This window comes from Acidimicrobiia bacterium (assembly GCA_035948415.1).
Taxonomy (GTDB): Bacteria; Actinomycetota; Acidimicrobiia; order IMCC26256; family PALSA-555; genus PALSA-555.
In genome coordinates, this window is sequence record DASZJD010000086.1 from 35329 (window position 1) to 61755 (window position 26427).

A 26427-nucleotide genomic window follows, 5' to 3' on the forward strand; every position below is an offset into this window, starting at 1 on the left:
GGCTAGCGCGCCCCGGCCATCACGGCGGTGAACTCCTCGAAGAGGTAGGCGGCGTCGTGCGGCCCCGGGCCCGCCTCGGGGTGGTACTGCACCGAGAAGGCCCGGCCGCCGAGGGCGGTGAGGCCCTCGCACACGCCGTCGTTGAGGTTCACGTGGGTGCGCTGCACGTCGGCGACGCCGTCGACCTCCACCGAGTAGTTGTGGTTCTGGCTCGTGATCTCGACCCGGCCGCTGGCCTCGTGGCGCACCGGGTGGTTGGCGCCGTGGTGCCCGAAGTGCAGCTTCTGCTTCGTGGCCCCGAAGGCGAGGCCGAGAAGCTGGTGGCCGAGGCAGATCCCGAAGACCGGCACTCGGTCCAGGAGGGCGCGCACGGTGTCGACGGCGCCGCGCACCCCCTCGGGGTCGCCGGGCCCGTTCGAGAGGAACACGCCGTCGGGGTGGCGCGCGAGCACGTCGTCGGCCGGCGTCGTCGCCGGGACCACCTCGACGCGGCAGCCGGCGCCGACGAGGTGGCGGAGCAGCGTGGTCTTGACGCCGTAGTCGTAGGCGACGACGCGGAAGGGCGCCTCGTCGTCCCCCACGGTGTACGCGCGGTCGGTCGTGACGTCGGCGACGAGGTCGATCCCCTCGGTGCTCGGCGCCCGCGCCGCCGCCGCGCGCACGGCGGGCTCGTCGGCGCCGAAGGCGCCGGGCAGCGACCCGGCCCGGCGGAGGTGGCGGGTGAGCCGGCGGGTGTCGATCCCGGCGATCCCGGGGACGCCGCGCGCGGCGAGGTAGGGCCCGAGGGCGCCGGCGGCCCGCCAGCTGCTCGGGCGGTCGGTGAGCTCCCGGACCACGACCCCGCGGCAGAACGGCCGGCGGCTCTCGGTGTCGTCGCCGTTCACGCCGTAGTTGCCGATGTGCGGGTACGTGAAGGTGATCACCTGCCCGGCGTAGGACGGGTCGGTGATGATCTCCTGGTAGCCGCAGAGGGCGGTGTTGAACACGACCTCGCCGACGGCGACGCCGCCGGCCGGGTCGGCACCGACCAGCTCGCCCTCGAAGGTGGCGCCGTCGGCGAGGACGAGGGCGCCGTCGACCGTCACCGCTGGGCCTCCCCGTCGACGACCACCGGCTCGCCGCCGCGCAGGGTGTGGCGGACCCGCCCCGTGAGCGTGCGCCCGGCGTACGGCGTGTTGCGGGCCCGGCTGGCGAGCCGGGTCGGGTCGACGGTCCAGGTGGCGGCGGGGTCGACGACGCAGAGGTGCGCGGGCCGGCCGGGCGCGACCGGCCCGCCGTGGTCCCCGAGCCCGGCGATGGCGGCCGGTCGCCACGAGAGGAGCGCGAGCGCGTCGGCGAGGGTCAGCGTCCCGGGCCCGACGAGCTCGGTGATCGTGAGCGCCAGCGCGGTCTCGAGCCCGAGCATCCCCGGCGGGGCCTCCTCGAACGGCCGCTCCTTCGTCTCGGGGGCGTGCGGCGCGTGGTCGGTGGCGATGGCGTCGAGGGTCCCGTCGGCGAGCCCGCGCTTGATCGCGGCGACGTCGGCCGGCGACCGCAGCGGCGGGTGCACCTTGAAGAGCGGGTCGAAGCCGGCGCAGTCAGCGTCGGTGAGCGTGAAGTGGTGGGGCGCGGCCTCGGCCGTGACCCGGAGGCCGGCGCGCTTGGCCTCGGCGATGATCCCGACCGCGCCGGCGGTCGAGACGTGCAGGAAGTGCACCGGCATCCCCGTCAGCTCGGCGAGCATGCAGTCCCGGGCGACGATGCTCGACTCCGCCACCGCGGGCCGGCCCGGGATGCCGAGCCGGCTCGACCACTCCCCCTCGTGCATGTGCCCGCCGGCGCAGAGCGCCGGGTCCTCGGCGTGCTCGGCGATCACCGCGCCGGGCAGGGACGCCGAGTACTCGAGGGCGTGACGCAGGACGGCGGCGGACTCCACGCAGGCCCCGTCGTCGGTGAAGACGCGCACGCCGAGCGCGTGCAGCTCGCCCATCGGCGCCAGCGCGACGCCGGCCCGGCCCTTCGTGACGCAGCCCGCGGCGCGCACGTCGCAGACGGAGCGGGCGCCAGCCGCGAGGACGGCCGCGACGACCGCGGGGTCGTCCAGGGGCGGCTCGGTGTTCGGCATCGCCACCACGGCCGTGAACCCGCCGAGGGCGGCGGCCCGGGCGCCGGTCTCGATGGTCTCGGCCTCCTCGTGGCCGGGCTCGCGCAGGTGGGCGTGGAGGTCGACGAGGCCGGGGGCGACGACGCAGCCCGACGCGTCGAGGGTGCGGTCCCCGCGGAGGCCCTCGCCGACGGCGCGGACGAGCCCGGCCTCGACGAGCACGTCGGCGGCGCGCTCGCCGGTGGCGTCGACGACCCGGCCGCCTCGGAGCACCAGCGAGTCAGGCAACCGGCGCTCCGGAGCCGAGGAGCCGGTACAGCACCGCCATGCGCACGGCGACGCCGTTCGCGACCTGCTCGGTGATCACCGACGCCGGGCCTTCGGCCACCTCGGCCTCGATCTCCACGCCCCGGTTCATCGGGCCCGGGTGCATGATCAGCGTGTCGGGCTTCAGGCGCGACGCGCGCTCGCGGGTGAGCCCGTAGCGGGTCGTGTACTCGCGCAGCGACGGGAGCAGCGCCGCGTCTTGCCGCTCGTGCTGGATGCGCAGCAGGTACACGACGTCGAGGGTCGGGAGCAGGTCGTCGAGGTCGTCGCTGGTCTCGGCCGGCCAGCCCGCCAGCGACTCCGGGAGCAGCGTGGGCGGCGCCACGAGGGTCACCTCGGCGCCGAGGGCGGCGAGGGCCTTGGCCGTGCTGCGGGCCACCCGCGAGTGCCGGACGTCACCGACGATCGCGACTCGTGCCCCGTCGAGGCCGGTGCCGCGGTGACGGCGCAGCGTCAGCGCGTCGAGGAGCGCCTGCGTCGGGTGCTCGTGCCGCCCGTCGCCGGCGTTCACGACCGCGGCGTCGACCCAGGTGGCGACCCGATGGGGCACGCCGGCGGCGCGGTGGCGGACGACGATGGCGTCGACGCCCATCGCCTCGATGGTCTGCACCGTGTCGCGCAGGCTCTCGCCCTTGGCGATCGACGACCCGTTCACGGTGAACGCCATCGTGTCGGCGGACAGCCGCTTCGCCGCGGTCTCGAACGAGAGGCGGGTGCGCGTCGAGTCCTCGTAGAAGAGCGAGACGACCGTCTTGCCGCGCAGCGCGGGGACCTTCGGGATGTCGCGCCGGGTCACCTCGAGGAACGACTCGCCGAGGTCGAGGAGCTCCTCGAGCCCGTCGCGTCCCAGGTCGTCCACGGACAGCAGATGGCGCATCAGGCCTCCTTCTCCACGCCGGCCTCGGGCCCCGGGTCGGCGGGGCCCCACAGCTCGATGCCGGCCTCGTCGCCGTCGACCTCGGCCAGCCGCACCCGGATGTCCTCGGCCCGCTTCGTCGGCAGGTTCTTGCCGACGAAGTCGGCCCGGATCGGCAGCTCGCGGTGGCCGCGGTCGACCAGGACCGCCACCTGCACCGCTCGGGGCCGGCCGAGCTCGGTGAGCGCGTCGAGGGCGGCGCGGACCGTCCGCCCCGTGAAGAGGACGTCGTCGACGAGGACGACGGTGCGGCCGGTCACGTCGATCGGCACCTCGGTGGGGCCGAGGGGCTGCACGGGCCGGATGCCGATGTCATCGCGGTAGAAGGCCACGTCGAGCGCGCCGACCGGCACCGACACGCCCTCGAAGCCCTCGATGGCGGCGGCGAGCCGGCGGGCGATGGCGACGCCCCGCGTGTAGAGGCCGACGAGCAGGAGGTCGTCGGCGCCGTGGTTGCGCTCGACGATCTCGTGGGCGATCCGGGTGTGGGCCCGCCGCAGGTCGTCGGCCGAGAACACCCGGGCCCGGAACACGAAACGGCCACCCTCTCGGGTGGCCGGGCCTTCGGGCTCAGGTTGGGCGGCGCCGGGCGCGCTCATGTCGTGTCCTCCGTAGGGGCCTCACGGAGCCCCCTTCACGGGCTGGGTCCTGTATAGCAGCGCGGCGGCGCGACGCGCGCGGACCCCCGCGCCCGCGACCGCCGGCTACCGGTTCGGCTGGTCGCCGGCGGCGGCGGCCCTCGCCATCTCCTCGAGCCGGTCGAGCATCGGCATGCGCTCCTGGCCGACCTCGTCGAAGCGGGCCGCGATCTCCTCGGGGGTCCAGCGGCCCGCCTTCCGCATGGACCGCACCTCCGCGGGCTGGTTCCAGACCGCGATGATCCCGTCGTTGGCCGTGTACACCTGCCCGGTGACGCGCCGGGCGTCGGCGCCGAGGAGGAACACGACCATCGGGGCGACGTCCTCCGGCTCGCCCATCTCGAGGCCGAAGGGCACGTTGCCGGACATGCGGCTCTTGGCGACCGGCGCGATCACGTTCGCGGTCACCCCGTACTTGTGGAGGCCGAGCGCCGCGCTCCGCACGAGCGAGACGATCCCGCCCTTCGCCGCGCTGTAGTTGGCCTGGGCGACGCTGCCGGCGAAGGCGCCGGAGGTGAAGCCGATGAGCGTGCCCGACCGCTGGGCCCGCATCAGCGGCGCCGCGGCTCGGAACACGGTGAAGGTGCCCTTCAGGTGCGTCTCCACGACCGGGTCCCACTCGTCCTCGGTCATGTTGAAGAGCATCCGCTCCCGCAAGATCCCGGCCACGCAGACCACCCCGTCGATGCGCCCGTAGGTGTCGACCGCGGTCTGGACGATCCGGGCCCCGCCCGCCATCGTCGTCACCGTGTCCGCCACCGCGACGGCCTGGCCACCGGCGGCGGTGATCTCGGCGACGACGGCGTCGGCGACCTCGCTGTTCGGGTCCTGGCCGTCGATGCTCACCCCGAAGTCGTTCACGACCACGTTGGCGCCGGCGGCGGCGACGCCGAGCGCGACGGCGCGCCCGATGCCGCGGCCGGCGCCGGTGACCGCGATCGTCTGGCCGTCCAGGTACCCCACGGTGCCTCCCTCGTCGGCGGGCGAAACTACTTCGGCACGTCGCCGAGCAGCGTCTCGACCAGCTCCCCCTCGAGGTACGTGAGCCACGTGTAGGCGGCGATCACGGCCGCGTTCGGGTCGTCGGGGCCGACCTCGCCGAGGTCGACCTCGTCGGTGACGCCGAGGCGCGCCCCGAGGGCCAGGCGGGCGTCGTTCAGCACCGACAGCCAGGCGTTCACGTCGTCGGGCTCGAGGTGCACGACGACCCGGTCGCGCCGGGCGGGCTGGGCGCCCTCGAGCGTGGCCGCGAGCCGGGTCAGCGCGTCGAGCCGGCCCGCCAGGAGGCCGGGGTGGACGAGCTCCTGCCACTCCTGCTCGGCCTGCTCCTCGGTCGGGTCGAGGTAGGCGCGGGGGAAGAGCCGCTCCCGGGCGGGGTCGTCGCTCGCCCCGTCGTAGAGGGCGCGCAGCTGCGCGGGGAGGTCGCGCACCAGCTCGAGCTCGGCGGGCTCGAGCGTCACGTCGAGGCTGCCGTCGCGGCGGCGCGAGAACCGACGCATCATCACGACGAGTGCTCCATCGTGGCCCAGAGCCCGTGGGCGTGGAGGCGGGCGACGTCGGCCTCGGCCTTCTCCCGGTTGCCGTCGGACACGATGGCCTTGCCCTCGTGGTGGACCTGGAGCATGAGCCGGGTGGATTTCTGGCGCGAGTACCCGAACAGCTTCTGGAACACGAAGACGACGTACGACATGAGGTTCACGGGGTCGTTCCACACGATGACGAGCCAGGGCCGGTCGACCTCGACGACCTCGTCGAGCTCGGGCTCCTGGACCTCGAGCGGCGCCGGCGGCGCCGGCGGCGCGGTGGAGCTCACGACCGCACCTGGTCGGCGATGCGGGCGAGCAGCGCGTGCACGAACCGACCCGAGTCCTGCGTCGAGTACTGGTGGGCGAGCTCGACGGCCTCGTCGATCACCACGCCGACCGGCAGGTCGGGCTGCCACCCCAGCTCGTAGGACCCGATGCGCAGCAGGGCCCGGTCGACCGCGGGCATGCGCTCGACCGCCCACCGCTCCGAGAACCGGCCCAGGAGCTGGTCGAGCTCGGCCCGGTGGTCGCCGACGCCGCGCAGCAGGGTGACCGTGTACTCGTCGGGCGGCGCCGGGAGCTCGGCCAGCAGCGCGTCGGGGGTCTCGCCCTTGGCCTCGAGCTCGTAGCAGAGCGCCAGCGCCCGCTCCCGTGCCTCGCGTCGCGTCGCCATGGCCGCTCGGTGCCCTCACGCCCGGGCGAGGTACTCCCCGGTGCGCGTGTCCACCTTCACCGCCTCGCCGGGGCCGACGAACAGCGGCACCTGCACGACGAGCCCGGTCTCGAGCGTGGCCGGCTTCCGGGCGCCGGAGACCCGGTCGCCCTGGACGCCGGGCTCGGTCTCGGTGACCACGAGCTCGACGGCGGCGGGGAGCTCGACGCCGAGCACCTGGCCGTCGTAGACGGGCAGCACGGCGTGGTCGCCTTCCTTCAGGTACTGGACCGCGGACCCGAGGCTCGAGCCGTCCACGTGGAGCTGCTCGTAGTCGCCCTCGTCCATGAAGACGTAGGCCGGGCCCTCCCGGTACAGGTACTGCATCTCGCGCTTGTCGATGACGGCGAGCGGGACCTTCTCGTCGGCGCGGAACGTCCGCTCGAGGACGGCGCCGGTCCGGAAGTTCTTGAGCTTCGTGCGCACGAAGGCGCCGCCCTTGCCCGGCTTCACGTGCTGGAACTCGACCACGGTCATGAGGCCCTCGGGCAGGTTCAGCGCCATGCCGTTCTTCAGGTCGTTCGTGGAGACGCTCACGGGTCCTTCTCGTTCAGTTTGGCGCGACGACGAGGGCCTTCGGCGCCTCGGTGAGGGGCACGGCGCCGTCGCCGGTGACCACGACGGTGTCCTCGATGCGGACCCCGCCGACGCCCGGGAGGTACACCCCGGGTTCGACGGTCACGACCGTGTTCGCGTCCAACGTACCAGGCGCCGTGCGGGCGACTCGGGGGGCCTCGTGGATCTCGAGGCCGACGCCGTGGCCGGTGCCGTGGACGAAGGCGTCGCCGAGCCCGGCGGCGTCGATGACGTCCCGGCTGGCGCGGTCGACGTCGGCGCACGCGGCGCCGGGGTGCACGGCGGCGCGCCCGGCCCGCTGGCTGGCGGCGACGAGCTCCCAGAGCCGGCGCGCCTCGGGGCCGGGGTCGCCGACCGACACGGTGCGCGTGATGTCGGAGCAGTAGCCGTCGACGACGCAGCCGAAGTCGAGCACGACGAGCTCGCCGGGTCCGATGGGCCGGGTGCTGGGCCGGGCGTGCGGCTTCGCCGCGTTCGGGCCGCTGGCCACGATCGGGTCGAAGCTCATGCCGGTGGCGCCGCGGGAGCGCATGGCGTGCTCGAGCGCGACCGCGAAGTCCGCCTCGGTAGGGCCGGCGGCCAGGCTCGGGAGCAGCTCGGCGAGGGCGTCGTCGCCGATCGCGCAGGCGGCGCGGATGCGGGCGACCTCGCCGGGGTCCTTGACGAGGCGCAGGTCCTCGACCAGGTTCTCGGTCGGGACGAGCTCGGTGGCGGCGAGCCGCTCGGCCAGGCGGCGCTGCGCCGCCCACGTGATCCCGTGCGCCTCGAGCCCGAGCCGCGGGTACGGGGCGACGGCGCCGGCGAGCACGTCCTGCTGGCGCGCCTCGGTGCGCCCGATCTCGACCCGCGCCGCGACGCCGGCGGCGTCCAGCTGCTCGCGCACCTGGGTCTCGTACCGGCCGTCGGTCACGACCAGCAGCTCCTCGGGGGCGACGAGCAGGGTCGCGGCGGAGCCGGTGAACCCGGTCAGGTAGCGGACGTTCGGGAGCCGGGTGACGAGGAGCGCGTCCACGCCGGCGTCGCCGAGCCGGGACCGGAGCCGGGACGCCCGGCCGCGGACGTCCATCGGGGGGAGGGCCGCGCTCACGCCCGCGCGCCGCCCCGCGCCGCCAGGACGGCCAGCGCGGCCTCGGCCGCCAGCCGGTAGCCGGCGCGCCCGAACCCCGACACCGTGCCGGTCACGACCGGGGCCAGGACCGACGTCCGGCGCCAGTTGTCGCGTGCCGCGGGGTTCGTCAGGTGCAGCTCGACCGCGACCCCGTCATAGGTCGCGACGGCGTCGGCGAGCGCGTAGGAGTAGTGGGTGAGCGCGCCCGCGTTGAGGATCAGGGCCGGGCAGCGGTGCCGGGCGCCCTGGACGGCGTCGACGAGCTCGCCCTCGTGGTTCGACTGGAGGTGCTCGAGCTCGTGGCCGGCGGCGACGACGACGGCGCGGGCGTCGTCCACGCACGTCTCGAGGCGGTCGGTGCCGTAGATGGCGGGCTCGCGCTCGCCGAGCAGGTTCAGGTTCGGGCCCGACAGGAGGAGGATCGTGGCCACGCCTCAGCCTCCCACGCCGACCGCGGCGAGCGCGCGCTCGATCATCGCCGGCGGCGGGTCGTCGACGACCTCGAGCCCGTCGGGGCCGGGCAGCACGAACGCGAGCGACCGGCGCACCTTCTTGTCGCGTCGCATGGCGTCGAGCAGCTCGCCCGGGCCGCGGTCGGCGGGCACGGCCGTCGGGAGGCCGAGCGTCGTGAGCAGCGCCCGGGCCCGCTCGACCGTGGCGTCGTCGACCCGCTCGAGCGCCCGGGCCAGCTCCGCCGCGAACACGAGGCCGACCGCGACCGCCTCCCCGTGGGCGAGCGCGTACCCGCTCGTGGTCTCGAGCGCGTGGGCCAGCGTGTGGCCGTAGTTCAGCGCCGCCCGGGCCCCGGTCCGCTCCTCGGGGTCCCGGGCCACGACCGCCGCCTTCACCGCCGCCGACTCGGCGACGAGGTCGGTCAGCACCGACGGGACGCGGGCCCACACGCCGTCGACGTGCCGAGCCAGGAGCGCGGCGACGGCGTCGCCGCCGGGCAGCAGCGCGTACTTCGCCACCTCGCCGAGGCCCGACCGGTACTCGGCGTCGGGCAGGGTCGCCAGCGTGGCCACGTCGGCGAGCACGGCGACCGGCTGGTGGAAGGCGCCCACGAGGTTCTTGCCCTCCGGGAGGTTCACCGCGGTCTTGCCGCCGATGGCGGCGTCGACCATCGCCAGCAGCGTCGTCGGCGCCTGCACCACCGCGACGCCCCGGTGGTAGACCGCGGCCGCGAACCCCACGGTGTCGCCGACGACGCCCCCGCCGAGGGCGACGACGGCGTCGCCCCGGCGCAGCCCCCACGTCGCCAGCTGGCGGCAGAGGACCTCGACCGTCGCGAGCCGCTTCGCCGCCTCGCCCTCGTCGATCGTGAAGCAGGCCACGTCGCGCCGGCCGTCCCGCAGCGCCTCGGCGGCCGCGGGCGCGTGCGCCTCGGCCACGACGCCCTGGCTCACGAGCGCGACCCGGTCCCGCCCGCCGAGCGCGTCACCGAGGCGAGCGAGCACGCCCTCCCCGACGACGACGTCGTACGGCGGGTCGACCGCCACCGTCACGCGGCGCAACCGGCGAACTCCTCCAGGACGGCGTCGGCGACCTGCTCCGGCGTCCGGTGGTCGGTGGCCACGGCGGCGTCGGCGACGGCGCGGTAGACGGCGTCGCGGCGCGCCGCCAGCTCGGTCAGCGCGGCGAGGGCGTGGTCGCCGGCCAGCAGCGGCCGCTCGACGCCGTCGGCCTCGACCCGCTCGGCGAGGACCGCCGGCTCGGCGCGCAGCCACACCACGAAGCCGCAGGCGTGGAGGAGGGCCCGGTTGCCGGCGTCGAGGACGGCCCCGCCGCCGCAGGCGATCACGAGCGACGCCGGCGCCGCGCACGCGTCCGCGACCGCGGCGCGCTCGACGGCGCGGAACTCCTCCTCGCCCCGGGCGAAGAGCTCGGCCACTCGGGCGCCGGCGAGGAGCTCCACGAGGTCGTCGGTGTCGACGAACGGTCGCCCGAGCCGCATCCCGCAGCGGGCGCCGACCGTGCTCTTGCCGACGCCCATGAGCCCGACCAGGACGAGGTGGCGACGGGCGAGGCCGCTCACCGCAGCCCAGCGACGAACGCCTCGTGGTTGCGGAGCAGCTCGGGCAGCGAGTCGCCGCCGAACTTGCGGATCGCCTCCCCCGCCAGGACGAGCGCGACCATGGTCTCCGCCACCACGCCGGACGCCGGGACCGCGGTCACGTCCGTGCGCTCCTTGAACGACACCGTGGGCTCCTTGGTCTCGACGTCGACGGTGCGCAGCACGGGCCGGTTCAGGGTGGCGAGCGGCTTCATCGCCACGCGCGCGACGAGCAGGTCGCCGGTCGTCATGCCGCCCTCGGTGCCGCCGGCGCGCGCCGAGCCCCGCTGGTAGGCGGCGGCGTCCTCGTCCCAGAGGATCTCGTCGTGGGCGGCGCTGCCCCGGCGGGCCGCGGTGGCGAAGCCGTCCCCGAGCTCGACGCCCTTCATGGCCTGGATGCTCATGAGCGCCTGCGCCAGCAGCCCGTCGATCCGCCGGTCCCAGTGCACGTGCGAGCCGAGCCCGGCCGGCACCCCGTAGCCGAGCACCTCGACGACCCCGCCGACCGAATCGCCGGCCGCCGCGGCCGCCTCCACCTCGGCGACCATCGCCGCCTCGGCGTCGGGGTCGAAGCACCGCACCGGCGAGGCGTCGACCGCCTCGAGGTCGGCCGGCTTCGGACGCCGCTCGGCGGCCGCCCGCGCTCCGCCGAGCGCCACCACGTGGCTCAGGACCTGGGTGCCGAGCCGCGCCAGCAGGGCCTTCGCCAGCGCGCCGGCGGCGACGCGGGCCGCGGTCTCCCGGGCGCTGGCCCGCTCGAGCACGTCCCGGGCGTCGTCGAACCCGTACTTCTGCATGCCGACCAGGTCGGCGTGGCCGGGTCGGGGCTGGCGCAGGGGCCGCTCGGTGCGGCCCGGCGCCGGCGACATCTCGTCCTCCCACTTCGGCCACTCGGTGTTGCGGATCACGACCGCGACCGGGGAGCCGAGGGTGCGGCCGTGGCGGACCCCGCCGAGGAACTCGACGTCGTCGCGCTCGAGCCGCATGCGGGGCCCCCGGCCGAAGCCCAGCCGTCGGCGGGCCAGCTCGCCCGCGACGTCCTCGATCGTGATCGGCAGACCGGCGGGAAGTCCCTCGACGATGACCACGAGGGCAGGCCCGTGGGACTCCCCCGCGGTCAGGAAGCGCAGCACGCGGGACTCCTTCGGACGAGCGCCGACCGCGGCGCTCGCGGCGAGCGGTCAGCCCAGGATACCGGCGGGAGCGGGCCGACCCGGGGACAGTTCAGCCCAGCAGGCGGCCGCTCGGCGCGGCCAGGATGACGACCATGGCGCCGGCGGCGAGGAAGGGCCCGTAGGAGAGCGCGGTGTCGGCCCGCACGCGGCGAGCGGCGAGCGCGACGAGCGCGAAGCCGGCCGCGAGGAGGACCCCGACCGCGAACCCGTTGAGGACCGCCTCCACCGACCGCCACCCGAGCGCCAGCCCGAGCACCGCCGCCAGCGTCACGTCGCCGCCCCCGAGCGCGGCCGGGTTCACGAGCCGCAGCACGAAGAAGACGGCGTACGCGCCGGCGGCGCAGAGCACGGCGCGCACGAGCGCGTCACCGTCGTGATTCAGGCCCGCCGCCAGCCCGAACAGCGCCAGGGCGGCGAGCGCGAGCGGCCACACGATCCGGCGCGGCAGCAGCCGCTGGCGGAGGTCCACGACCGTGAGCGCCACGAGGCCGGCGCCGACGACCAGGTACGGGGGGAGGTCCCAGGAGGTCCCCACCCGCGCCGCCAGCCCGGCCCAGAGCGCGGCGGTGCCGACGACCATCGCCCGCCCCCACCATTGGTGGAGCACCGTCCCGGGCATGGGCCGCGGGCCGTCGGCGACCGTCCGGCCGTCGTCGCTCGCCACCACGTCGACCGGGAGCCACACCGCGGCGGCGGCGCCGGCCACGCCGCAGCCGGCGACGAGCGCCGCGTTCACGCCTCGCCGCGCGCCGCCGCCCGCATCACCTCGAGCGGCGCCGGCTCCCCGGTGAAGAGCGTGAACGAGCGGGCCGCCTGGTGCACGAGCATCCCGAGGCCGTTCAGCGCCCGCGCCCCGCGGGCCCGCGCCGCCGCGAGGAGCGGCGTCTCCTCGGGCTCGTACACGGTGTCGACGACGACCTGCTCGGCGGAGAGCCGCTCGGCGTCGAAAGGGGGCGCTTCGTGCCGCATGCCGAGCGGCGTGGCGTTCACGACCACGTCGCTGGCGCCGACCGCCTCGTCGAGGTCGGCCCACGGGACCGGACGGGCGCCCGGCGCGAGGGCCGCGACCGCGCACGCGGCCTCCGGCCGACGGGCGGCCACCGCGACCCGGGCCCCGGCCCGGCCGAGCGCGTGCGCGACCGCGCGCGCGGAGCCGCCGGCACCGACCAGGAGCACGCGGGCGCCGTCGAGCTCGACGCCGGCCTCCCGGGCCGCGTCGACGAACCCGTCGCCGTCGGTGACGGCCCCGCGCAGCTCGCCGTCGCGGACGACGACCGTGTTCACCACCGCGACCGCGCCGGCCGTCGCGTCGAGCTCGTCGCAGGCCCGGGCCGCCTCCGCCTTGTGGGGCATCGTCACGTTGCAGCCGGCGGCGCCGAGGGCCCGCAGCCCGACCAGGGCGTCGCGCACCGCGCCCACCGCGACCGGGAAGGCGACGTACACCCAGTCGAGCCCGAGCGCCCGGTAGGCGGCGTTGTGGATCGCGGGCGACCGCGAGTGGCCGACCGGCAGGCCGATGATCCCGGTGACGGTGGTGTGCCCGCTCGGGGCCAGCGTCACAAAATGCCCTTCTGGCGGGCCGCGGCGATGTTGTGGTTCTGCTGCTGCAGGGTCGTCGCGAACGCCAGCTTCCCGCTCGAGTCGGCGACGACGTAGTAGAGGTACGGGACGTTCGGCGGCTGCAGCGCCGCCTGCAGGGCGGTGGCGGTGACGCTGGCGATCGGCGTCGGCGGCAGCCCCGCCACCCGGTACGTGTTGTACGCGGAGCTCAGCTTCTTGTCGGCGGCCGTCGGCACCGGCGGGCAGCCGCCCTTGGCGTAGCAGAGCGTGGCGTCGATCTGGAGCGGCATCCTCGCCTTCAGGCGGTTGTAGATGACGCTGGCGACGAGCGGCGCGTCGCTCGGGAGCTTCGCCTCTTGCTGCACGAGCGACGCCACGATCACGGTCTGGTACGGGGTGACGGCGGTGGCGGCGCCGAGCCCGACCTGGTCGCCGATCTGGTCGAACCGGCTCACGAGGCGGCGCGTGATCGACGCCGTGCCCTCGTTCGGCAGCACGAAGTACGTGTCCGGGTACAGCACGCCCTCGAGGGAGTTGACGGAGGCCGGCAGGTACTTCGAGCGGATCGTGCCGGAGCTCGCGAGCGACGTGAAGGACGCCTTGTCGTGGCCGGGCAGGTTGCCGACCACGTCCCCGATCTGCGACACGGTGAGCCCGGGGCGCAGCAGCAGCTGCAGCTGCCCGGACGGCGCCGACTTCGGCGTCGGCTTCGAGGAGCCGCCGCTCGAGAAGATGTTCGGCGCGATCGTGATGACGGCCAGGAGCAGCAGCGGGATGGTGAGCACCCCGATCGTGATGGCCACCAGCATCGTGCGACGGGCGGCCTGGTCGTCGCCGTTGCCGCCGCCCCCACCGCCGCCCGTCCCCCCACCGCCGCCGCCCGTCCCGCCGCCGACGTTCACGACCGGGGTCGGGTCGGTGGGCGCGTCGGCCCACGGGGGCGCCTCGTCCGCCGGCCTCGTCGTGGTCGCCGTCGAGGCGCCGCCGGCCCGGTCCCGTGGGCGGCCGCCCCCGCCGCGACCGGGGCGTCGCTCCCGCGGCGACTCGCCGCCGTCGGTGCCGCCGTCGGGTGCCTGCCCGGGCCGGTGCGCGCTCGGGCGCACCCAGCCCCCGTCCTTCTCCGTCACCGACGTGACTCTAGGTAGGACTGGAGGATCACCGCGGCCGCGGCGGCGTCGACCGGCCGGCGCCGGGCCCGTCGGCGGCCGCCGGCCGCCAGCGCCCGCTCGGCCACGACGGTGGAGAACCGCTCGTCGTGCACCTCGACGGGCAGCTCGGGGCCGGCGGCGGCGCGGAGGGCCGCCACCTCGGCCCGGGCCGCCCGGGCGGCCGGCCCCTCGCGACCGGAGAGGGAGCGGGGCAGGCCGACCACGATGCGGGTGGCCCCGAGGTCGCGCGCGGCGGCGACGATCGCCCGGCGGTCGGCGTCCGGGTCGTCGCCCCGGTCGAGCACGCCGTGCGGCGTGGCGAGGGTCCCGCTCGGGTCCGACACGGCCAGGCCGACGCGACGCGTCCCGAGGTCGACGCCGAGCACCCGGCCCGGCCGCGGCTCAGGCGTCGGCCGGCCCACGGGCGTCGCGGGCCGAGCGCTCGAGGACGGCGCGCGCCTCGTCGAGCGCGGCCACGTTGCGCCCGCCGCCCACCGCGACGTCCGGCGCCTTGCCGGTGCCGCCCCCGAGCACGGCGGCGACCGGTCGGGCGATCTCGCTCGCCGTGACCCCGCGCCCGACGAGGTCCGCGCTCACCGCCACGACGACGGTGGCGCTGGCGCCGTCGGGGCCGGCGCCGACGAGCCCGACCACGCCCCCGCCGAGCGCGTCGCGCGCGGCCACGGCCAGGGCCCGCAGCTCGTCCGCGCCCCGCCCGTCGCGCCGATCGACGACGACGCCGTCGACGGCGGCCGCCGCGAGGTCCGACGCCTCCGCGACCGCGCCGCGCGCCCGCTGGGCCGAGAGCTCGGCCTGGAGGGCCCGCACCTCGTCGCGGAGCCGCTCGACCCGGCCCGGGAGCTCCTCGGGCTTCACCCGCAGGGCGGTGGCGGCGGCGCGCAGGGCCCGCTCCTCGTCGTGGATCCGGGCCAGCGCGTCGGCGCCCGTCACGGCCTCGATCCGTCGGAGGTTGGCGCCGATCGAGCTCTCGCTCACGATCTTGATCGGCCCGATGAAGCCGAGGGCGTGCACGTGGGTGCCGCCGCACAGCTCGAGCGAGTGCTCGCCGGCCTCGAGCACGCGCACGAGGTCGCCGTACTTGTCGCCGAAGAAGGCGATGGCGCCGAGCGCCTCGGCGTGCTCCTTCGTCGTCTCGTAGTGCCGCACGGGGGCGTCGGTGATGATCTCGGCGTTGGCGAGCGCCTCGACGCGGTCGAGCTCCTCGACGGTCACGGCGCGGTCGTGGCTGAAGTCGAAGCGCAGCCGGTCGGGGGCGACGAGCGAGCCGGCCTGCTTGACGTGCGGGCCGAGCACCTCGCGCAGGGCCCAGTGCAGGATGTGGGTTGCAGTGTGGTTCCGACGGATGCGGTCGCGTCGGTCGGCGTCGATCCGGGCCGTGACGAGGTCGCCGGCGGCGATCTCGCCCTCCTCGAGCCGGCCGTGGTGGGCGACGAGGCCCGGCAGCGCGTACGTGGTGTCGACGACGCGCACCCGCCCGTTCGGCCCGAGCAGGACGCCGGTGTCGCCGACCTGCCCGCCGGCCTCGGCGTAGAACGGGGTCCGGTCGAGCACGACGTCGACCTCGCCGTCGGCGGCGCGGTCGACGCGCCGGTCCCCCACGACGAGGGCCTGCACCGCCGCGTCGGGTGTCTCGTACTCGACCCGGCCCGTGAACTCGGTCGGGCCCACCTCCTCGAGCAGCGCCCGGTAGGCGGCGGTGCCGACCTCGCCCCCGGTCGCCTTGCGCGCCGCCGCGGCCCGTGACCGCTGCTCCTCCATGCGGGCCTCGAACCCGGCGCCGTCGACGGTGCGGCCTCGCTCCCCGGCGACCTCGCGGGTCAGGTCGATCGGGAAGCCGAGCGTGTCGTGGAGGAAGAAGGCGTCGCCGCCGCCGACGTCGCCCTTGGCGAGGAGGTCATCGAGCACCTCGAGGCCCCGCTCGAGGGTCTGGCGGAACCGCTCCTCCTCGCGCTCCACCGTGCGGGTGACCAGGTCGCGCTGCGAGACGATCTCCGGGTAGGCGTCGCCCATGACCTCGATCGTGGCCTCGGCCAGCGTCGGGGTCACGACCTGCTGGGCGCCGAGGAGGAAGGCGTGCCGGACCGCGCGCCGGATGATCCGCCGGAGCACGTAGCCGCGCTCCTCGTTCGAGGGCACCACGCCGTCGGCGACGAGGAAGGTCATGGTCCGGGCGTGCTCGGCGAGGATCCGGAGCGACACGTCGAGGTCGGGCTTGCGGCCGTACGTGACGCCCGTGACCCGCTCCGCGGTCTGCACGAGGGGGGCGAAGACGTCGATGTCGAAGATCGAGTCGACGCCCTGGAGGGCCATGAGGTTGCGCTCCAGCCCGGCGCCGGTGTCGATGCTCGGTCGGGGCAGCGGGACCTGGCCGTCGACGCGCTGGTCGAACTGCATGAACACCAGGTTCCAGAGCTCGATGTAGCGGTCGGGCGACTGCGCCGGTCCGCCGCCGGGCCCGAAGTCGTCCCCGAGGTCCCAGAACAGCTCCGACGACAGCCCGCAGGGGCCGGTGTCGCCCATGCGCCAGACGTTCTCCTCGTCGAGGCGCTGGATCCGCGCCGGCGGGAGCCCGACCTCGCGCCGCCAGATGCCGTCGGCGTCGTCGTCGGAGACGTGGACGGTCACCCAGAGCCGCTCGGGGTCGAGCTCGAGGACCTCGGTGAGGAACTCCCAGGCCCACGGGATCGTCTCGGCCTTGAAGTAGTCGCCGAAGCTGAAGTTCCCGAGCATCTCGAAGAAGCTGAAGTGCCGGTTCGTGCGCCCGATGTCGTCGAGGTCGTTGTGCTTGCCGCCGGCCCGGACGCACTTCTGGATCGACGCCGCCCGCGGCCAGGGCGGCGCCTCGTCCCCGACGAAGTAGGGCTTGAACGGCACCATGCCCGCCACCGTGAACAGCACGGTCGGGTCGTGCGGGATCAGCGCCGCCGAGGGGACGATGACGTGCCCGCGGGCGGCGAAGAAGTCGAGGAACGCGAGGCGCAGCTCGCCAGCGGTGCGGGGCGCCATGTCGCCAGGCTACTGCCCGGGGTCCTCGGCCTCTCCGGGGTTCGCCGACGACGCGAGCACGCGGCGCAGGCGGGTCTCGCGCGCGCGCATCTCGTCGCGGCCCTCGTGGAGCGCGCCGGTGACGTCGCGCCGCAGCCGGTCCGCGAGCCGCGCCGGCGCGTCCGCCGCCGTGGTGGCGTGCCGCCGGACCTGCCTCGCGGCGGCGACGCCGAGCCCGAAGCCGACCGTCAGCCAGAACGAGCGGCGGATCACCGGGGCGCGCCCCGCGGCGGGCGGGCCAGCCGGGCGACGGCCCGCCGCGCCCCCGCGCCGAACGCCACCGCCTTCACGAGCCGTCCGGTGACCGGCTCGAGGACCACGCGGGGTGGGGGCGGCTCCTCGCCCGCCGCTCGTCGGGCGCGCGCCGCCGCGTCACGCGCGGCGTCGAGCACACGCGCGCTGGACTCCTCGACCTCGGCGAGGCGCCGCTCGAGCGCGTGCACCCGGGCCTCGGACCGGCGGAGGCGGCGCGCCGCGCGCCACCCGCCCGCGGCGCCGGCGGCGAGCGCGGCGGCGAGGAGCCCGGCGAGGATCCACGCCGTCGTGCTCACGCCCCGGCCTCCCCGCGGTGCCCGTCGCGCTCGGGCGCCGGGGCGCCGGCGGCGCCGGGATCGGGGTCGACGTCCTCGCCGTGGCCGCTGGCGCGGTAGTAGCGGTGGTCGGCGGCCTCGGGCGGCCGGTAGTCCTGGTCGACCCAGCCCGACGGCTCGTGGTGCGGGTACCGGTAGCCGTCGCCGTGCCCGAGCCGCGCCGCGCCGGGGTAGGAGGCGTCGCGGAGGTGCACGGGCACGCGCGCCGGGGCGCCGTCCCGGATGTCGTGCGTCGCGGCGTCGAGCGCGGTCAGCACCGAGTTCGACTTCGGCGCCCGGGCCAGGTAGAGGACGGCCTGGGCCAGGTTCAGGCGCGCCTCGGGCAGCCCGACGTACTCGACGGCGCGGGCGGCGGCGTCGGCGACGAGCAGCCCGCGGGGGTCGGCGAGCCCGACGTCCTCGGAGGCGAGGATGACGAGCCGGCGGGCGATGAGCCGGGCGTCCTCCCCGGCCTCGAGCATGTGCGCGAGCCAGTAGAGGCCGGCGTCGGGGTCCGAGCCCCGGATGCTCTTGATGAACGCCGACAGCACGTCGTAGTGCTCGTCGTCGCCGTAGCGGAGGGCCCGCAGCGCCATCGCCGCCTCGGTGTCGGCGAGGGTGACCCGGTCCCGGCCCGCCTCGGCGGCGAGGGCCGCGGCGACGTCGAGGGACGTGAGCGCGTGCCGGGCGTCGCCGTCGGCGCGCGCGACGAGGTGATCGAAGGCGTCGTCGTCGAGCGTGACCGCGTCGCCGAGGCCGCGCGGGTCGTGGAGGGCGCGCGCGACGAGCTCGCGGAGGGCGTCGGGCCCGAGCGGCTCGAGCCGGAACAGCGTCGACCGGGACAGCAGCGGGCCGGTGAGCGAGAAGTAGGGGTTCTCGGTGGTGGCGCCGATCAGCACGAGGAGGCCCTCCTCGACGTGGGGCAGCAGGGCGTCCTGCTGGGTGCGGCTGAACCGGTGCACCTCGTCGAGGAAGAGGATGGTGCCCTGGCCCCGCTCGCCGAGGCGGCTGCGGGCCCTCGCCGCCACCTCCCGGACCTCCTTCACGCCCGCGCTCACCGCCGACAGCGGCTCGAAGGCCTGCCGGGTGGCGCCGGCGACGGTGCGGGCGATCGTGGTCTTGCCCGTGCCGGGCGGCCCCCACAGCACCACCGACGAGAGCCGGTCGGACTCGATGAGGGTGCGGAGCGGCTTCCCCGGCCCGAGGAGGTGACCCTGGCCGACCACCTCGTCGAGGGTGCGGGGCCGCAGCCGGGCGGCCAGCGGCGCCCGACGGGCCAGGCGCTCCTCGACCGAGGCGCTGAAGAGGTCGCTCACCCGCCGATCGTACGGCGGGGCGGGCGCGCGACCGGGAGGCCTACCGCCAGGTGACGGTGGCGACCGCCACGGGGTCGGCCAGCCCCTTCACCGCCAGGGCGCGCGGTTCGGTCACGTCGAAGCGGTCCCCGACCGTCGCCAGCGCCGCCGCCGAGGCCAGGATCTCGTCGCCGGCCGCCAGCCCCGCCACCCGGGCCGCCTCGTGGACGCCGCGGCCGAAGAAGTCGCCGTCCCGCTCGGTGGCCTCGGCGGCGTGGACGCCGATGCGGACCGGCGGCGCGAAGCCGTGCTCCTGCCGCTGCTCGGCCAGCCGGCGCTGGACCGCGACCGCGCACGCCAGCGCGGCGGCGGGCGTCTCGAAGGCGACGAAGAAGCCGTCACCCTCGTGCTTGACCTCGGTGCCGTCGTGGACCTCGAAGCAGGCCCGGAGGGTGCGGTCGTGCCAGGCGAGGAGGCGCTGCCAGGCGTCGTCCCCCATCGCCTCGAGCAGCCGCGTCGACTCGACGATGTCGGTGAACATGAAGGCCTTCTCGGTCCGGGTCGCCGGCGCGTCGGCGGCGAGCCGGCGGCGGACCCGCTCGGCGTCCCGCCGCGCGCCGAGGCGCTCGAAGGCGCGCGCGGCGGCGTCGAGCTCGAGCGTGGCGGTGGCCTGGTCGCCGCGGCGGCGGTGGCCCTCGGCGAGCAGGGTGCGGGTCTGGGCCGCCTCGTACGGCGCGTCCACCTCGCACCAGAGCCGGCAGGCGCGGTCGAGGAGGGCCAGGCCGCCGTCGACGTCACCGGCGGCGAGGGCCAGCTCCCCGTCGGCGTGGACGGCGGCCGCGGTCGTGGCCGGCGTCGCGCAGCGTTCGGCGACGGCGCGGAGCTCGGCCGCCGCCTCGCGGGCCTCGTCGAGGTGGCCGGCCGCCAGCTCGATCGTCACCGCGGCCGGGAGCACGGTCGGGCGCTCCTCCTGGGCCAGCACCGACGGGTGGTCGAGGGCGCGGCGGACGCAGGCCCGGGCCGCGTCGACGTTGCCGCGCTCGAGCTCGAGGAGCGCCAGCCCCGGCTGGGGGTCGGTGCCGAGCTCGAGCGCCCGCCCGAAGGATTCGGCGGCGGCGTCGAGGTCCCCGCGCCGGCGCTGGATCTCGCCGAGCTCCATGAACCCCCAGCCCGCGTACCGCGGCCCCGAGACGAGCAGCTCGTCGATCGCGGTCCGGGCGTCGAGCTCGGCGTCGGCGTAGTCACCGTGGATGCGCATCACCTCGGCCCGGTGGAAGCGACAGAGGCCGGGGAAGCCGTTCACGCGCTGGCGCTCGCACCATCGCAGGGACACCTGGGTCCACTCGCCGGCGCGGCCCCAGTCGCCGAGGTTGCGGCAGGCCCAGAGCGTGGCGCAGAAGATGGTGCCGGTGGCGACGAGCCCGAGCTCGCCGCCGACGGCGGCCGCGTTCGCCTCGTCGACCCGGGCCCGACCCTCCTCGACGCGCCCGGAGGCGAGGAGGGCGTGACCCTGCCAGAGCCGCCCCATCGCCTCGACGTCCCGGCTCCCGGTGCGCCGGCCGATGTCGACGGCGGCCTGGGCCTGCGCCAGGCCCTCCTCGAGGTCGCCGAGCTCGAGGACCCCGCGCGCGACCAGCGCGGCCAGGTGCCCGTGCTCGGCGCACTCGGGCACGTCCTCGAGCAGCCGGCCGGCCTGGGCGGCGCAGCCCACGGCGACGGCGCCGTCGCCGCGCTGCCAGTGCTCCCGCGCCAGGTCCAGGGTCACGCGCGCGGCGCCGCGCCGGTCCCCGTTGGCGCCGTAGCGCTCGACGGCGCGCTCGAGCAGCGGCACGACCTCGCCGGCGCGGCCCGACCACTTCGCGGCGTCGGCGAAGCGGACCAGGTCGTCGGCGTCGAGCGGGCGCTCCCCGTCCTCGGCCGCCAGCAGCTCGTACGACGCCTCCCAGTCGTGCCGCTCGAACGCGGCTCGGGCGGCGACGAGGCGCGTCTCGGCCGTCGTCGGCTCCATGGCCACCGATTGTTCCACCCGCCGCGGCGGCGCCGCGTCGAGGCCGTGCCGCGCCTCAGCGGCGCCGGGTGACGCTGAGGCCCAGCTCGCGCAGCTGCTCGGGGTCGATCGGGCTCGGCGCCCCCATGAGCGGGTCGGCGCCGGACTGGGTCTTCGGGAACGCGATCACCTCCCGGATGTTCTCCTCGCCGGCGAGGACGGCGACGAGCCGGTCGATGCCGACCGCGAACCCGGCGTGCGGGGGTGCCCCGTACCGGAAGGCGTCGAGGAGGAACCCGAACCCGGCGCGGGCGCGCGCCTCGTCGATGCCGAGGACGGTGAAGACCAGGGCCTGGAGCTCCGGGTCGTGGATCCGGACGCTGCCCGACCCGAGCTCCACGCCGTTCAGCACCAGGTCGTAGGAGAGCGAGCGCACGGCGAGGAGCCGCTCCCCCGCGCCGGGCACGAGCAGGTGCCGGTCGTCGGGGTGCGGGGCCGTGAACGGGTGGTGCGCGGGCACGGGGCGGCCGGCGTCGTCGAGGCCCTCGAAGAGGGGGAAGTCGAGGATCCAGACCAGGACGAGGTCCCGCTCGTCGACGGGGTGCGCCACCTCGACCCGGAGCGCCCCCAGGACGCGCACGACCGTCGGCTCGGGCCCGGCCACGATGAGGAGCAGGTCGCCCGGCCGGGCGCCGAAGACGTCGACGAGGCCGAGCGCCTCGGCGTCCGAGAGGTACTTCCGCACCGGCGACTCGAGCGCCCCGTGGTCGCCGACGACCATCCACACCAGCCCGGCGGCGCCGAGCGACTGGGCCCGCTCGACGAGGGCGTCGCGGCGGCCCCGGCCCAGCTCGGCGCCGCCCGGGACGCAGAGGCCTCGCACCGCGTCGGCCTGGAAGGCGCGGAACTCCGTGGCCGCCAGCGGCTCGCGGAGGTCGACGATCTCGAGCCCGACGCGCAGGTCGGGCTTGTCGGTGCCGTAGCGGGCCCGGGCCTCGTGCCAGGTGAGCGTGGTCGCGGTCGGCGCCGGCTCGCCGGTGGCGGCGGTGATCGCGTCGCGCACCGCCGACTCGATCACGCGTCGGACGTCGGCGCCGTCGGCGAAGCTCATCTCGGCGTCGAGCTGCATGAACTCGAGCTGCCGGTCGGCCCGCGGGTCCTCGTCGCGGAGGCAGCGGGCGATCTGGTAGTAGCGGTCGAGGCCGCCGACCATCAGCAGCTGCTTCAGGAGCTGGGGGCTCTGGGGCAGGGCGTAGAAGGACCCCGGCGACCGTCGCGCCGGCACGACGAAGTCGCGCGCCCCCTCCGGGGTCGACGCCACGAGCATCGGCGTCTCGATCTCGGTGAACCCGAAGCCGTCGAGCGCGGCGCGGAGGGCGTGGTTCACCCGCGCGCGCAGGTGCAGGTTCCGCTGGAGCCGCTCCGAGCGGAGGTCGAGGTACCGGTACTTCAGCCGCAGCCCCTCGTCGGCCTCGACGCGCTCGTCGACCGGGATCGGCGGCGGGTCGGCGCGGTTCAGCACCTCGACGGCGTCGGCCGCGACCTCGACGGCGCCGGTGGCGAGCTCGGGGTTCGCGGTGCCGTCCGGGCGCACGCGCACCTGGCCCTCCACCCGGAGCACGTACTCGGCGCGGATCGCGTGCACGTCGACGCCCGCCACGTGGGCGGGGTCGACGACGACCTGGACGACGCCGGCCACGTCGCGCAGGTCGAGGAACACCACGCCCCCGTGGTCGCGTCGCCCGGCGACCCAGCCGCAGAGCGCGACGTGGGCGCCGACGTGGTCGACCCGCAGGTCGCCGGCCCGGTGGGTGCGGAGGGCGGTGGCGGTCACGCGCCGTCCTCGGGCAGCGGCGGCTCGGCGCGGGCCCGCAGCCAGCCCGCGACCTGCTCGCGGGGGACCTCGCGCTGCTCGCCGCTCAGCAGGTCCTTGACCCCCACGGTGCCGCGCCCGGCCTCGGCCCGCCCGACCATGATCCCGAAGCGGGCGCCGGACCGGTCGGCGAGCTTCCACTGGGCCTTCACCGACCGCCCGCCGTAGGCGCGGTCGGCGCGCAGCCCGGCCTCGCGGAGCTCGGCGACGAGGGCGGTGGCGCTGGCGTCCCCGACCCCGTCGACCACGAAGGCGTCGAGCGCGGCGGCCACCGCGGGGAGCACGCCCTCGGCGTCGCAGGCGATGAGCACCCGCTCGACGCCGATCCCGAAGCCGATCCCGGGCGTCGGCGGTCCTCCCATCTCCTCGGCGAGCTCGTCGTAGCGGCCCCCGCCGCCGATCGCGTCCTGGGCCGCGTCGAGCGCGGCGCCGGCGAACTCGAACGTCGTGCTCGTGTAGTAGTCGAACCCGCGCACGAGTCGAGGCGTGAGCTCGTAGTCGATCCCGATGGCGTCGAGGCCCTGCTGCACCCGCTCGAAGTGCCGGCGGGCCTCCGTCCCGAGGTGCTCGGTGAGCTGGGGGGCGCGCTCGATCACGTCCTGCCACTCCTCCTGCTTGGTGTCGAGGAGGCGCAGGGGGTGGGCCTCGGCCCGGGCCCGGAACTCGGGGCCCAGCCCGCCGGCGTGGGCGAGGAGGTGCTGGCGGAGGCGGTCGACGAACGCGGCCCGGTCGGCCGGGTCCCCCATCGAGTTCAGCCGTAGCGTCACCTGCCGCAGGCCGAGGTCACGGTAGAAGCCGTGCGCGAGCGCGATGACCTCCACGTCGACGTCGGGGTCGTCGAGCCCCAGCACCTCGGCGCCGAGCTGCCAGTGCTGGCGGTAGCGGCCGCGCTGCGGCCGCTCGTAGCGGAAGTGCGGCGCCAGGTACCAGACCTTCCACGGGACGGTGGGCCGGTGCTGCACGAAGGCGCGCACGACCGGGGCCGTTCCTTCCGGTCGCAGCGCCAGCGACCGTCCCCCCCGGTCGGTCAGCTCGTACATCTCCTTCCGGACGACGTCGGTGCTGTCGCCGACCCGCTGGAACACCTCGACGTGCTCGAGCAGCGGGGTGACCACCAGCCCGTAGCCGAACCGGGCGGCGCGGCTCGCGAACGCCTCGACGAGCGCGATCCACCGCGACGTTTCGGGGGGGAGGACGTCGTGCGTCCCGATCGGCGCGCGGTACTCGGCATCCGCCACCGGGCGATCGTAGGCGCGGGCGTCGCGCGCGCCTGGCGTCAGTTCCGCGCGTGCCCGGGCAGCAGCCGGTAGGCCTCGTACACCGAGTCGACCCGCTGCACCGATCGCAGGATCGAGTCGAGGTGGCTCGGGTCGGCGAGCTCGAAGTCGAACCGCAGGTGCGCGACCCGGTCGGTCGAGGTCTGTGACGTGCTCGTGAGGATGTTCACGTGGTGCTCCGCGAGCACCTGCGCGACGTCGCGCAGCAGGCGCGCCCGGTCGAGCGCCTCGACCTCGATCGACACCACGAAGGTGGCGGTCTCGTCGTGGTCCCACTCGACCTCGATGACCCGCTGGGTCTGGTTGGCGAGGGCGGTGGCGTTCGCGCAGTCGGAGCGGTGCACCGAGACCCCGCGGCCTCGGGTCACGAACCCCATGATCTCGTCGCCCGGCACGGGGGTGCAGCAGCGCGAGAGCCGCACCATCACGTCGTCGAGGCCCTCGACGTGCACGCCGACGGTTCGGGACCGCTGGGCCCGCGGGGCGTGCGGCGGGCGCGTCGTCGTGACCGGCAGCTGCTCCTCGCCGCCCCGGAGCTCGCGCTCCACGCGCTGGGCCACCGCCCGCGCCGACACGTGGCCCTCGCCGATCGCCGCGTACAGCGCGTCGAGGTCGTGGTAGTGGAGCGCCGCCGCCACCTGCTTCAAGGAGTCGGACTGGGTGAGCTTCTGGACCGGGAGCCCTTCCTTGCGGAGGGCCTTCGAGAGCTCCTCGCGTCCGGTGTCCATGGCGTCGACGCGGCGCTCGCGCGAGAACCACTGCCGGATCTTGCTGCGAGCCCGCGGGGTGTGCGCGAACTGGAGCCAGTCCAGGCTCGGCCCCGCCCCCTCGACCTTGCTGGTGAAGATCTCCACCGCGTCGCCGGACGCCAGCGCCGAGTCGAGCGGCACGAGCCGGCCGTTGACGCGGGCGCCCACGCAGCGGTGCCCCACCTCGGTGTGGATGGCGTACGCGAAGTCGACCGGTGTCGCACCGGACGGGAGCGTCACCACCTTGCCCTTCGGGGTGAACACGAAGACCTCGTCCTGCTGCAGGTCGACCTTCAGGGTCTCCATGAACTCGGTCGGGTCGGCGGTGTCCTGCTGCCAGTCGACGATCCGCTGCAGCCAGGCCAGGTCCTCGGCCGGTGAGCGCTCCTTGTAGCCCCAGTGGGCGGCGATCCCGAACTCGGCCCGCCGGTGCATCTCCTTCGTCCGGATCTGCACCTCCACCGGCTTGCCGCCCGGGCCGACGACCGTCGTGTGCAGCGACTGGTAGAGATTGAACTTCGGCATCGCGATGTAGTCCTTGAAGCGCCCCTGCACCGGCGCCCACAGGGCGTGGATCGAGCCGAGCGCGCCGTAGCAGTCCTTCACCGACTCGACGATGACGCGCACGCCGACGAGGTCCTGCACCTCGTCGAACTCCTTGCCCCGCACGACCATCTTCTCGTAGATGGACCACAGGTGCTTCGGCCGCCCGGTGACGTCCGCGTCGATGCCCATGTCCTCGAGCCGCTGGCGCACGTGGACCAGGACCCGCTCGAGGTACTCCTCGCGCTGGGGCGCCCGGGCGGCCACCATCTGCTCGATCTCGGCGTAGCGCTTCGGGTGCAGCGTCGCGAACGCCAGGTCCTCGAGCTGCCAGCGGACCTGCTGCACGCCGAGACGGTGGGCGAGAGGCGCGTACACGTCGAAGGTCTCCTGCGCGGTGCGGCGCTGCTTCCACTCGGGCATCACCGCGAGCGTGCGCATGTTGTGCAGCCGGTCGGCCAGCTTGATCAGCAGGACCCGCCAGTCGTCGGCCATGGCGACGAGCATCTTCCGGATCGTCGCCGCCTGCTGGGCCTCCTTCGAGTTGAACTGCAACCGGTCGAGCTTGGTCACGCCGTCGACCACCCGGGCCACACCGTCGCCGAAGGTCTGCTCGATCGTCTCGAGCGTCAACCCGGTGTCCTCGACGGCGTCGTGCAGCAGGGCGCCGGCGACGGTCTGGGCGTCCAGGCCCAACTCGGCGACGATGGTCGCCACCGCCACCGGGTGCGTGATGTAGGGCTCGCCGGACCGCCGGAATTGCCCCTCGTGAGCCATCAGCGCGGTCCGGCCGGCCTCGACGATCACCGCCGTGTCGTCCTCGGGTCGGTGCCGCTCGAATTCGGCCAGCAACGGGGCCAACAGGTCGTCCAGTGCCTGCAGCTCGGCCGGCTCGGGCTCGCGATCCCCTTCGTGCGCGCGCCCCCGAGCCTTCGTGTCCGCGTCAGTCACCCGGGCCAGGGCCACCATCCATACAGGCTACCCGCCAGGGGAAACGCCCGAACGCCACGTGGGACGGCGCCGAACGTCGGCCCGGCGGCTCAGCGACGTCGCTTGCGCTTGCTCTTGCCCTTGCGGGGTCGTTGCGTCGCCTGGCCCTGTGCCTGCGTCTGTGTCTGTGTCGATGTGTGCGTCGGCGTCTGTGTCCCGGCGGCCGACGACGACCCTGCCGCAGCCGAACCCGACCCTCCCGGGGGCCGGTCCATGACCGCGGTCCCCGTCCCCGTCCCACCGCCACCGCCCGCGG

At 75.7% G+C, this 26427-nt stretch carries 26 protein-coding genes; all 26 read right to left on the reverse strand.

Annotation, left to right across the window (positions count from 1 at the left end):
* Positions 1-2: 2 nt before the first annotated feature.
* The 26 genes from carA to VG869_12215 all read right to left on the reverse strand — a co-directional run bounded on the left by carA (position 3) and on the right by VG869_12215 (position 26150).
* Positions 3-1085 carry a glutamine-hydrolyzing carbamoyl-phosphate synthase small subunit gene (gene carA, locus VG869_12090; GenBank protein ID HEV3451933.1) on the reverse strand — a complete coding sequence of 361 codons (1083 nt, stop codon included), beginning with the start codon at positions 1083-1085 and terminating at the stop codon, positions 3-5.
* Positions 1082-2371: a dihydroorotase gene (locus VG869_12095; GenBank protein ID HEV3451934.1), complete on the reverse strand. Its 1290-nt coding sequence runs from the start codon at positions 2369-2371 to the stop codon at positions 1082-1084. Before VG869_12095 ends, carA begins: the two co-directional genes overlap by 4 nt.
* Positions 2364-3290: an aspartate carbamoyltransferase catalytic subunit gene (locus VG869_12100; protein ID HEV3451935.1), complete on the reverse strand. Its 927-nt coding sequence runs from the start codon at positions 3288-3290 to the stop codon at positions 2364-2366. Before VG869_12100 ends, VG869_12095 begins: the two co-directional genes overlap by 8 nt.
* Positions 3287-3925 (reverse strand): bifunctional pyr operon transcriptional regulator/uracil phosphoribosyltransferase PyrR, encoded by a 639-nt coding sequence (gene pyrR, locus VG869_12105; protein ID HEV3451936.1) that lies wholly within the window; start codon positions 3923-3925, stop codon positions 3287-3289. Before pyrR ends, VG869_12100 begins: the two co-directional genes overlap by 4 nt.
* A 105-nt stretch (positions 3926-4030) precedes the next feature.
* Positions 4031-4927 (reverse strand): SDR family NAD(P)-dependent oxidoreductase, encoded by an 897-nt coding sequence (locus VG869_12110; GenBank protein ID HEV3451937.1) that lies wholly within the window; start codon positions 4925-4927, stop codon positions 4031-4033.
* A 26-nt stretch (positions 4928-4953) separates the two neighbouring features.
* The gene (locus tag VG869_12115) at positions 4954-5466 is read right to left on the reverse strand and encodes a DUF2017 family protein (protein HEV3451938.1); all 513 of its coding nucleotides are present in this window, start codon (positions 5464-5466) and stop codon (positions 4954-4956) included.
* Positions 5466-5777, reverse strand: a complete 312-nt coding sequence (gene clpS / locus VG869_12120; protein HEV3451939.1) for an ATP-dependent Clp protease adapter ClpS — start codon at positions 5775-5777, stop codon at positions 5466-5468. Before clpS ends, VG869_12115 begins: the two co-directional genes overlap by 1 nt.
* On the reverse strand, positions 5774-6163 hold the full coding sequence (nusB, locus tag VG869_12125; protein HEV3451940.1) for a transcription antitermination factor NusB: 390 nt from the start codon (positions 6161-6163) through the stop codon (positions 5774-5776). Before nusB ends, clpS begins: the two co-directional genes overlap by 4 nt.
* A gap of 15 nt (positions 6164-6178) precedes the next feature.
* On the reverse strand, positions 6179-6739 hold the full coding sequence (gene efp, locus VG869_12130; protein ID HEV3451941.1) for an elongation factor P: 561 nt from the start codon (positions 6737-6739) through the stop codon (positions 6179-6181).
* A gap of 13 nt (positions 6740-6752) precedes the next feature.
* On the reverse strand, positions 6753-7865 hold the full coding sequence (locus VG869_12135) for a Xaa-Pro peptidase family protein (GenBank protein ID HEV3451942.1): 1113 nt from the start codon (positions 7863-7865) through the stop codon (positions 6753-6755).
* Positions 7862-8317 carry a type II 3-dehydroquinate dehydratase gene (locus VG869_12140; protein ID HEV3451943.1) on the reverse strand — a complete coding sequence of 152 codons (456 nt, stop codon included), beginning with the start codon at positions 8315-8317 and terminating at the stop codon, positions 7862-7864. The genes VG869_12135 and VG869_12140 overlap by 4 nt, the downstream gene beginning before the upstream one ends.
* A 3-nt stretch (positions 8318-8320) precedes the next feature.
* Positions 8321-9391, reverse strand: a complete 1071-nt coding sequence (gene aroB, locus VG869_12145; GenBank protein ID HEV3451944.1) for a 3-dehydroquinate synthase — start codon at positions 9389-9391, stop codon at positions 8321-8323.
* Positions 9388-9921 carry a shikimate kinase gene (locus tag VG869_12150; GenBank protein ID HEV3451945.1) on the reverse strand — a complete coding sequence of 178 codons (534 nt, stop codon included), beginning with the start codon at positions 9919-9921 and terminating at the stop codon, positions 9388-9390. The genes aroB and VG869_12150 overlap by 4 nt, the downstream gene beginning before the upstream one ends.
* Positions 9918-11072, reverse strand: coding sequence for a chorismate synthase (aroC, locus tag VG869_12155; protein ID HEV3451946.1), 1155 nt, complete (start codon positions 11070-11072; stop codon positions 9918-9920). Before aroC ends, VG869_12150 begins: the two co-directional genes overlap by 4 nt.
* 91 nt (positions 11073-11163) lie before the next feature.
* Positions 11164-11850, reverse strand: coding sequence for an A24 family peptidase (locus tag VG869_12160; protein ID HEV3451947.1), 687 nt, complete (start codon positions 11848-11850; stop codon positions 11164-11166).
* On the reverse strand, positions 11847-12674 hold the full coding sequence (locus tag VG869_12165; GenBank protein HEV3451948.1) for a shikimate dehydrogenase: 828 nt from the start codon (positions 12672-12674) through the stop codon (positions 11847-11849). The genes VG869_12160 and VG869_12165 overlap by 4 nt, the downstream gene beginning before the upstream one ends.
* A complete protein-coding gene (gene mltG, locus VG869_12170; protein HEV3451949.1) occupies positions 12671-13801 on the reverse strand; it encodes an endolytic transglycosylase MltG in 1131 nt (376 codons plus the stop codon). Before mltG ends, VG869_12165 begins: the two co-directional genes overlap by 4 nt.
* Complete coding sequence (gene ruvX / locus VG869_12175; GenBank protein ID HEV3451950.1) at positions 13798-14208, reverse strand: Holliday junction resolvase RuvX; 411 nt, start codon at positions 14206-14208, stop codon at positions 13798-13800. Before ruvX ends, mltG begins: the two co-directional genes overlap by 4 nt.
* Before the next feature lie 16 nt (positions 14209-14224).
* Positions 14225-16849, reverse strand: a complete 2625-nt coding sequence (gene alaS, locus VG869_12180) for an alanine--tRNA ligase (protein ID HEV3451951.1) — start codon at positions 16847-16849, stop codon at positions 14225-14227.
* 9 nt (positions 16850-16858) lie between these two features.
* Entirely contained in the window at positions 16859-17101 is a 243-nt protein-coding gene (locus tag VG869_12185; GenBank protein HEV3451952.1) for a hypothetical protein, read from the reverse strand.
* On the reverse strand, positions 17098-17439 hold the full coding sequence (locus VG869_12190; GenBank protein ID HEV3451953.1) for a hypothetical protein: 342 nt from the start codon (positions 17437-17439) through the stop codon (positions 17098-17100). Before VG869_12190 ends, VG869_12185 begins: the two co-directional genes overlap by 4 nt.
* Positions 17436-18773 (reverse strand): replication-associated recombination protein A, encoded by a 1338-nt coding sequence (locus tag VG869_12195; GenBank protein ID HEV3451954.1) that lies wholly within the window; start codon positions 18771-18773, stop codon positions 17436-17438. Before VG869_12195 ends, VG869_12190 begins: the two co-directional genes overlap by 4 nt.
* Positions 18774-18813: 40 nt before the next feature.
* Positions 18814-20760, reverse strand: a complete 1947-nt coding sequence (locus tag VG869_12200; GenBank protein HEV3451955.1) for an adenylate/guanylate cyclase domain-containing protein — start codon at positions 20758-20760, stop codon at positions 18814-18816.
* A gap of 55 nt (positions 20761-20815) precedes the next feature.
* Entirely contained in the window at positions 20816-22573 is a 1758-nt protein-coding gene (gene aspS, locus VG869_12205) for an aspartate--tRNA ligase (protein ID HEV3451956.1), read from the reverse strand.
* Entirely contained in the window at positions 22570-23850 is a 1281-nt protein-coding gene (hisS, locus tag VG869_12210; GenBank protein HEV3451957.1) for a histidine--tRNA ligase, read from the reverse strand. Before hisS ends, aspS begins: the two co-directional genes overlap by 4 nt.
* A gap of 38 nt (positions 23851-23888) precedes the next feature.
* Positions 23889-26150: a bifunctional (p)ppGpp synthetase/guanosine-3',5'-bis(diphosphate) 3'-pyrophosphohydrolase gene (locus tag VG869_12215; protein HEV3451958.1), complete on the reverse strand. Its 2262-nt coding sequence runs from the start codon at positions 26148-26150 to the stop codon at positions 23889-23891.
* Between the last annotated feature and the right edge of the window lie 277 nt (positions 26151-26427).

Excerpts from the sequence above, each read along its gene's own strand:
- nusB (HEV3451940.1), bottom strand. The coding sequence starts at position 6,163 with ATGGCGACGCGACGCGAGGCACGGGAGCGGGCGCTGGCGCTCTGCTAC.
- alaS (HEV3451951.1), bottom strand. The coding sequence starts at position 16,849 with ATGGCGCCCCGCACCGCTGGCGAGCTGCGCCTCGCGTTCCTCGACTTC.
- VG869_12115 (HEV3451938.1), bottom strand. The coding sequence starts at position 5,466 with ATGATGCGTCGGTTCTCGCGCCGCCGCGACGGCAGCCTCGACGTGACG.
- pyrR (HEV3451936.1), bottom strand. The coding sequence starts at position 3,925 with ATGAGCGCGCCCGGCGCCGCCCAACCTGAGCCCGAAGGCCCGGCCACC.
- VG869_12215 (HEV3451958.1), bottom strand. The coding sequence starts at position 26,150 with ATGGTGGCCCTGGCCCGGGTGACTGACGCGGACACGAAGGCTCGGGGG.
- VG869_12200 (HEV3451955.1), bottom strand. The coding sequence starts at position 20,760 with ATGGAGCCGACGACGGCCGAGACGCGCCTCGTCGCCGCCCGAGCCGCG.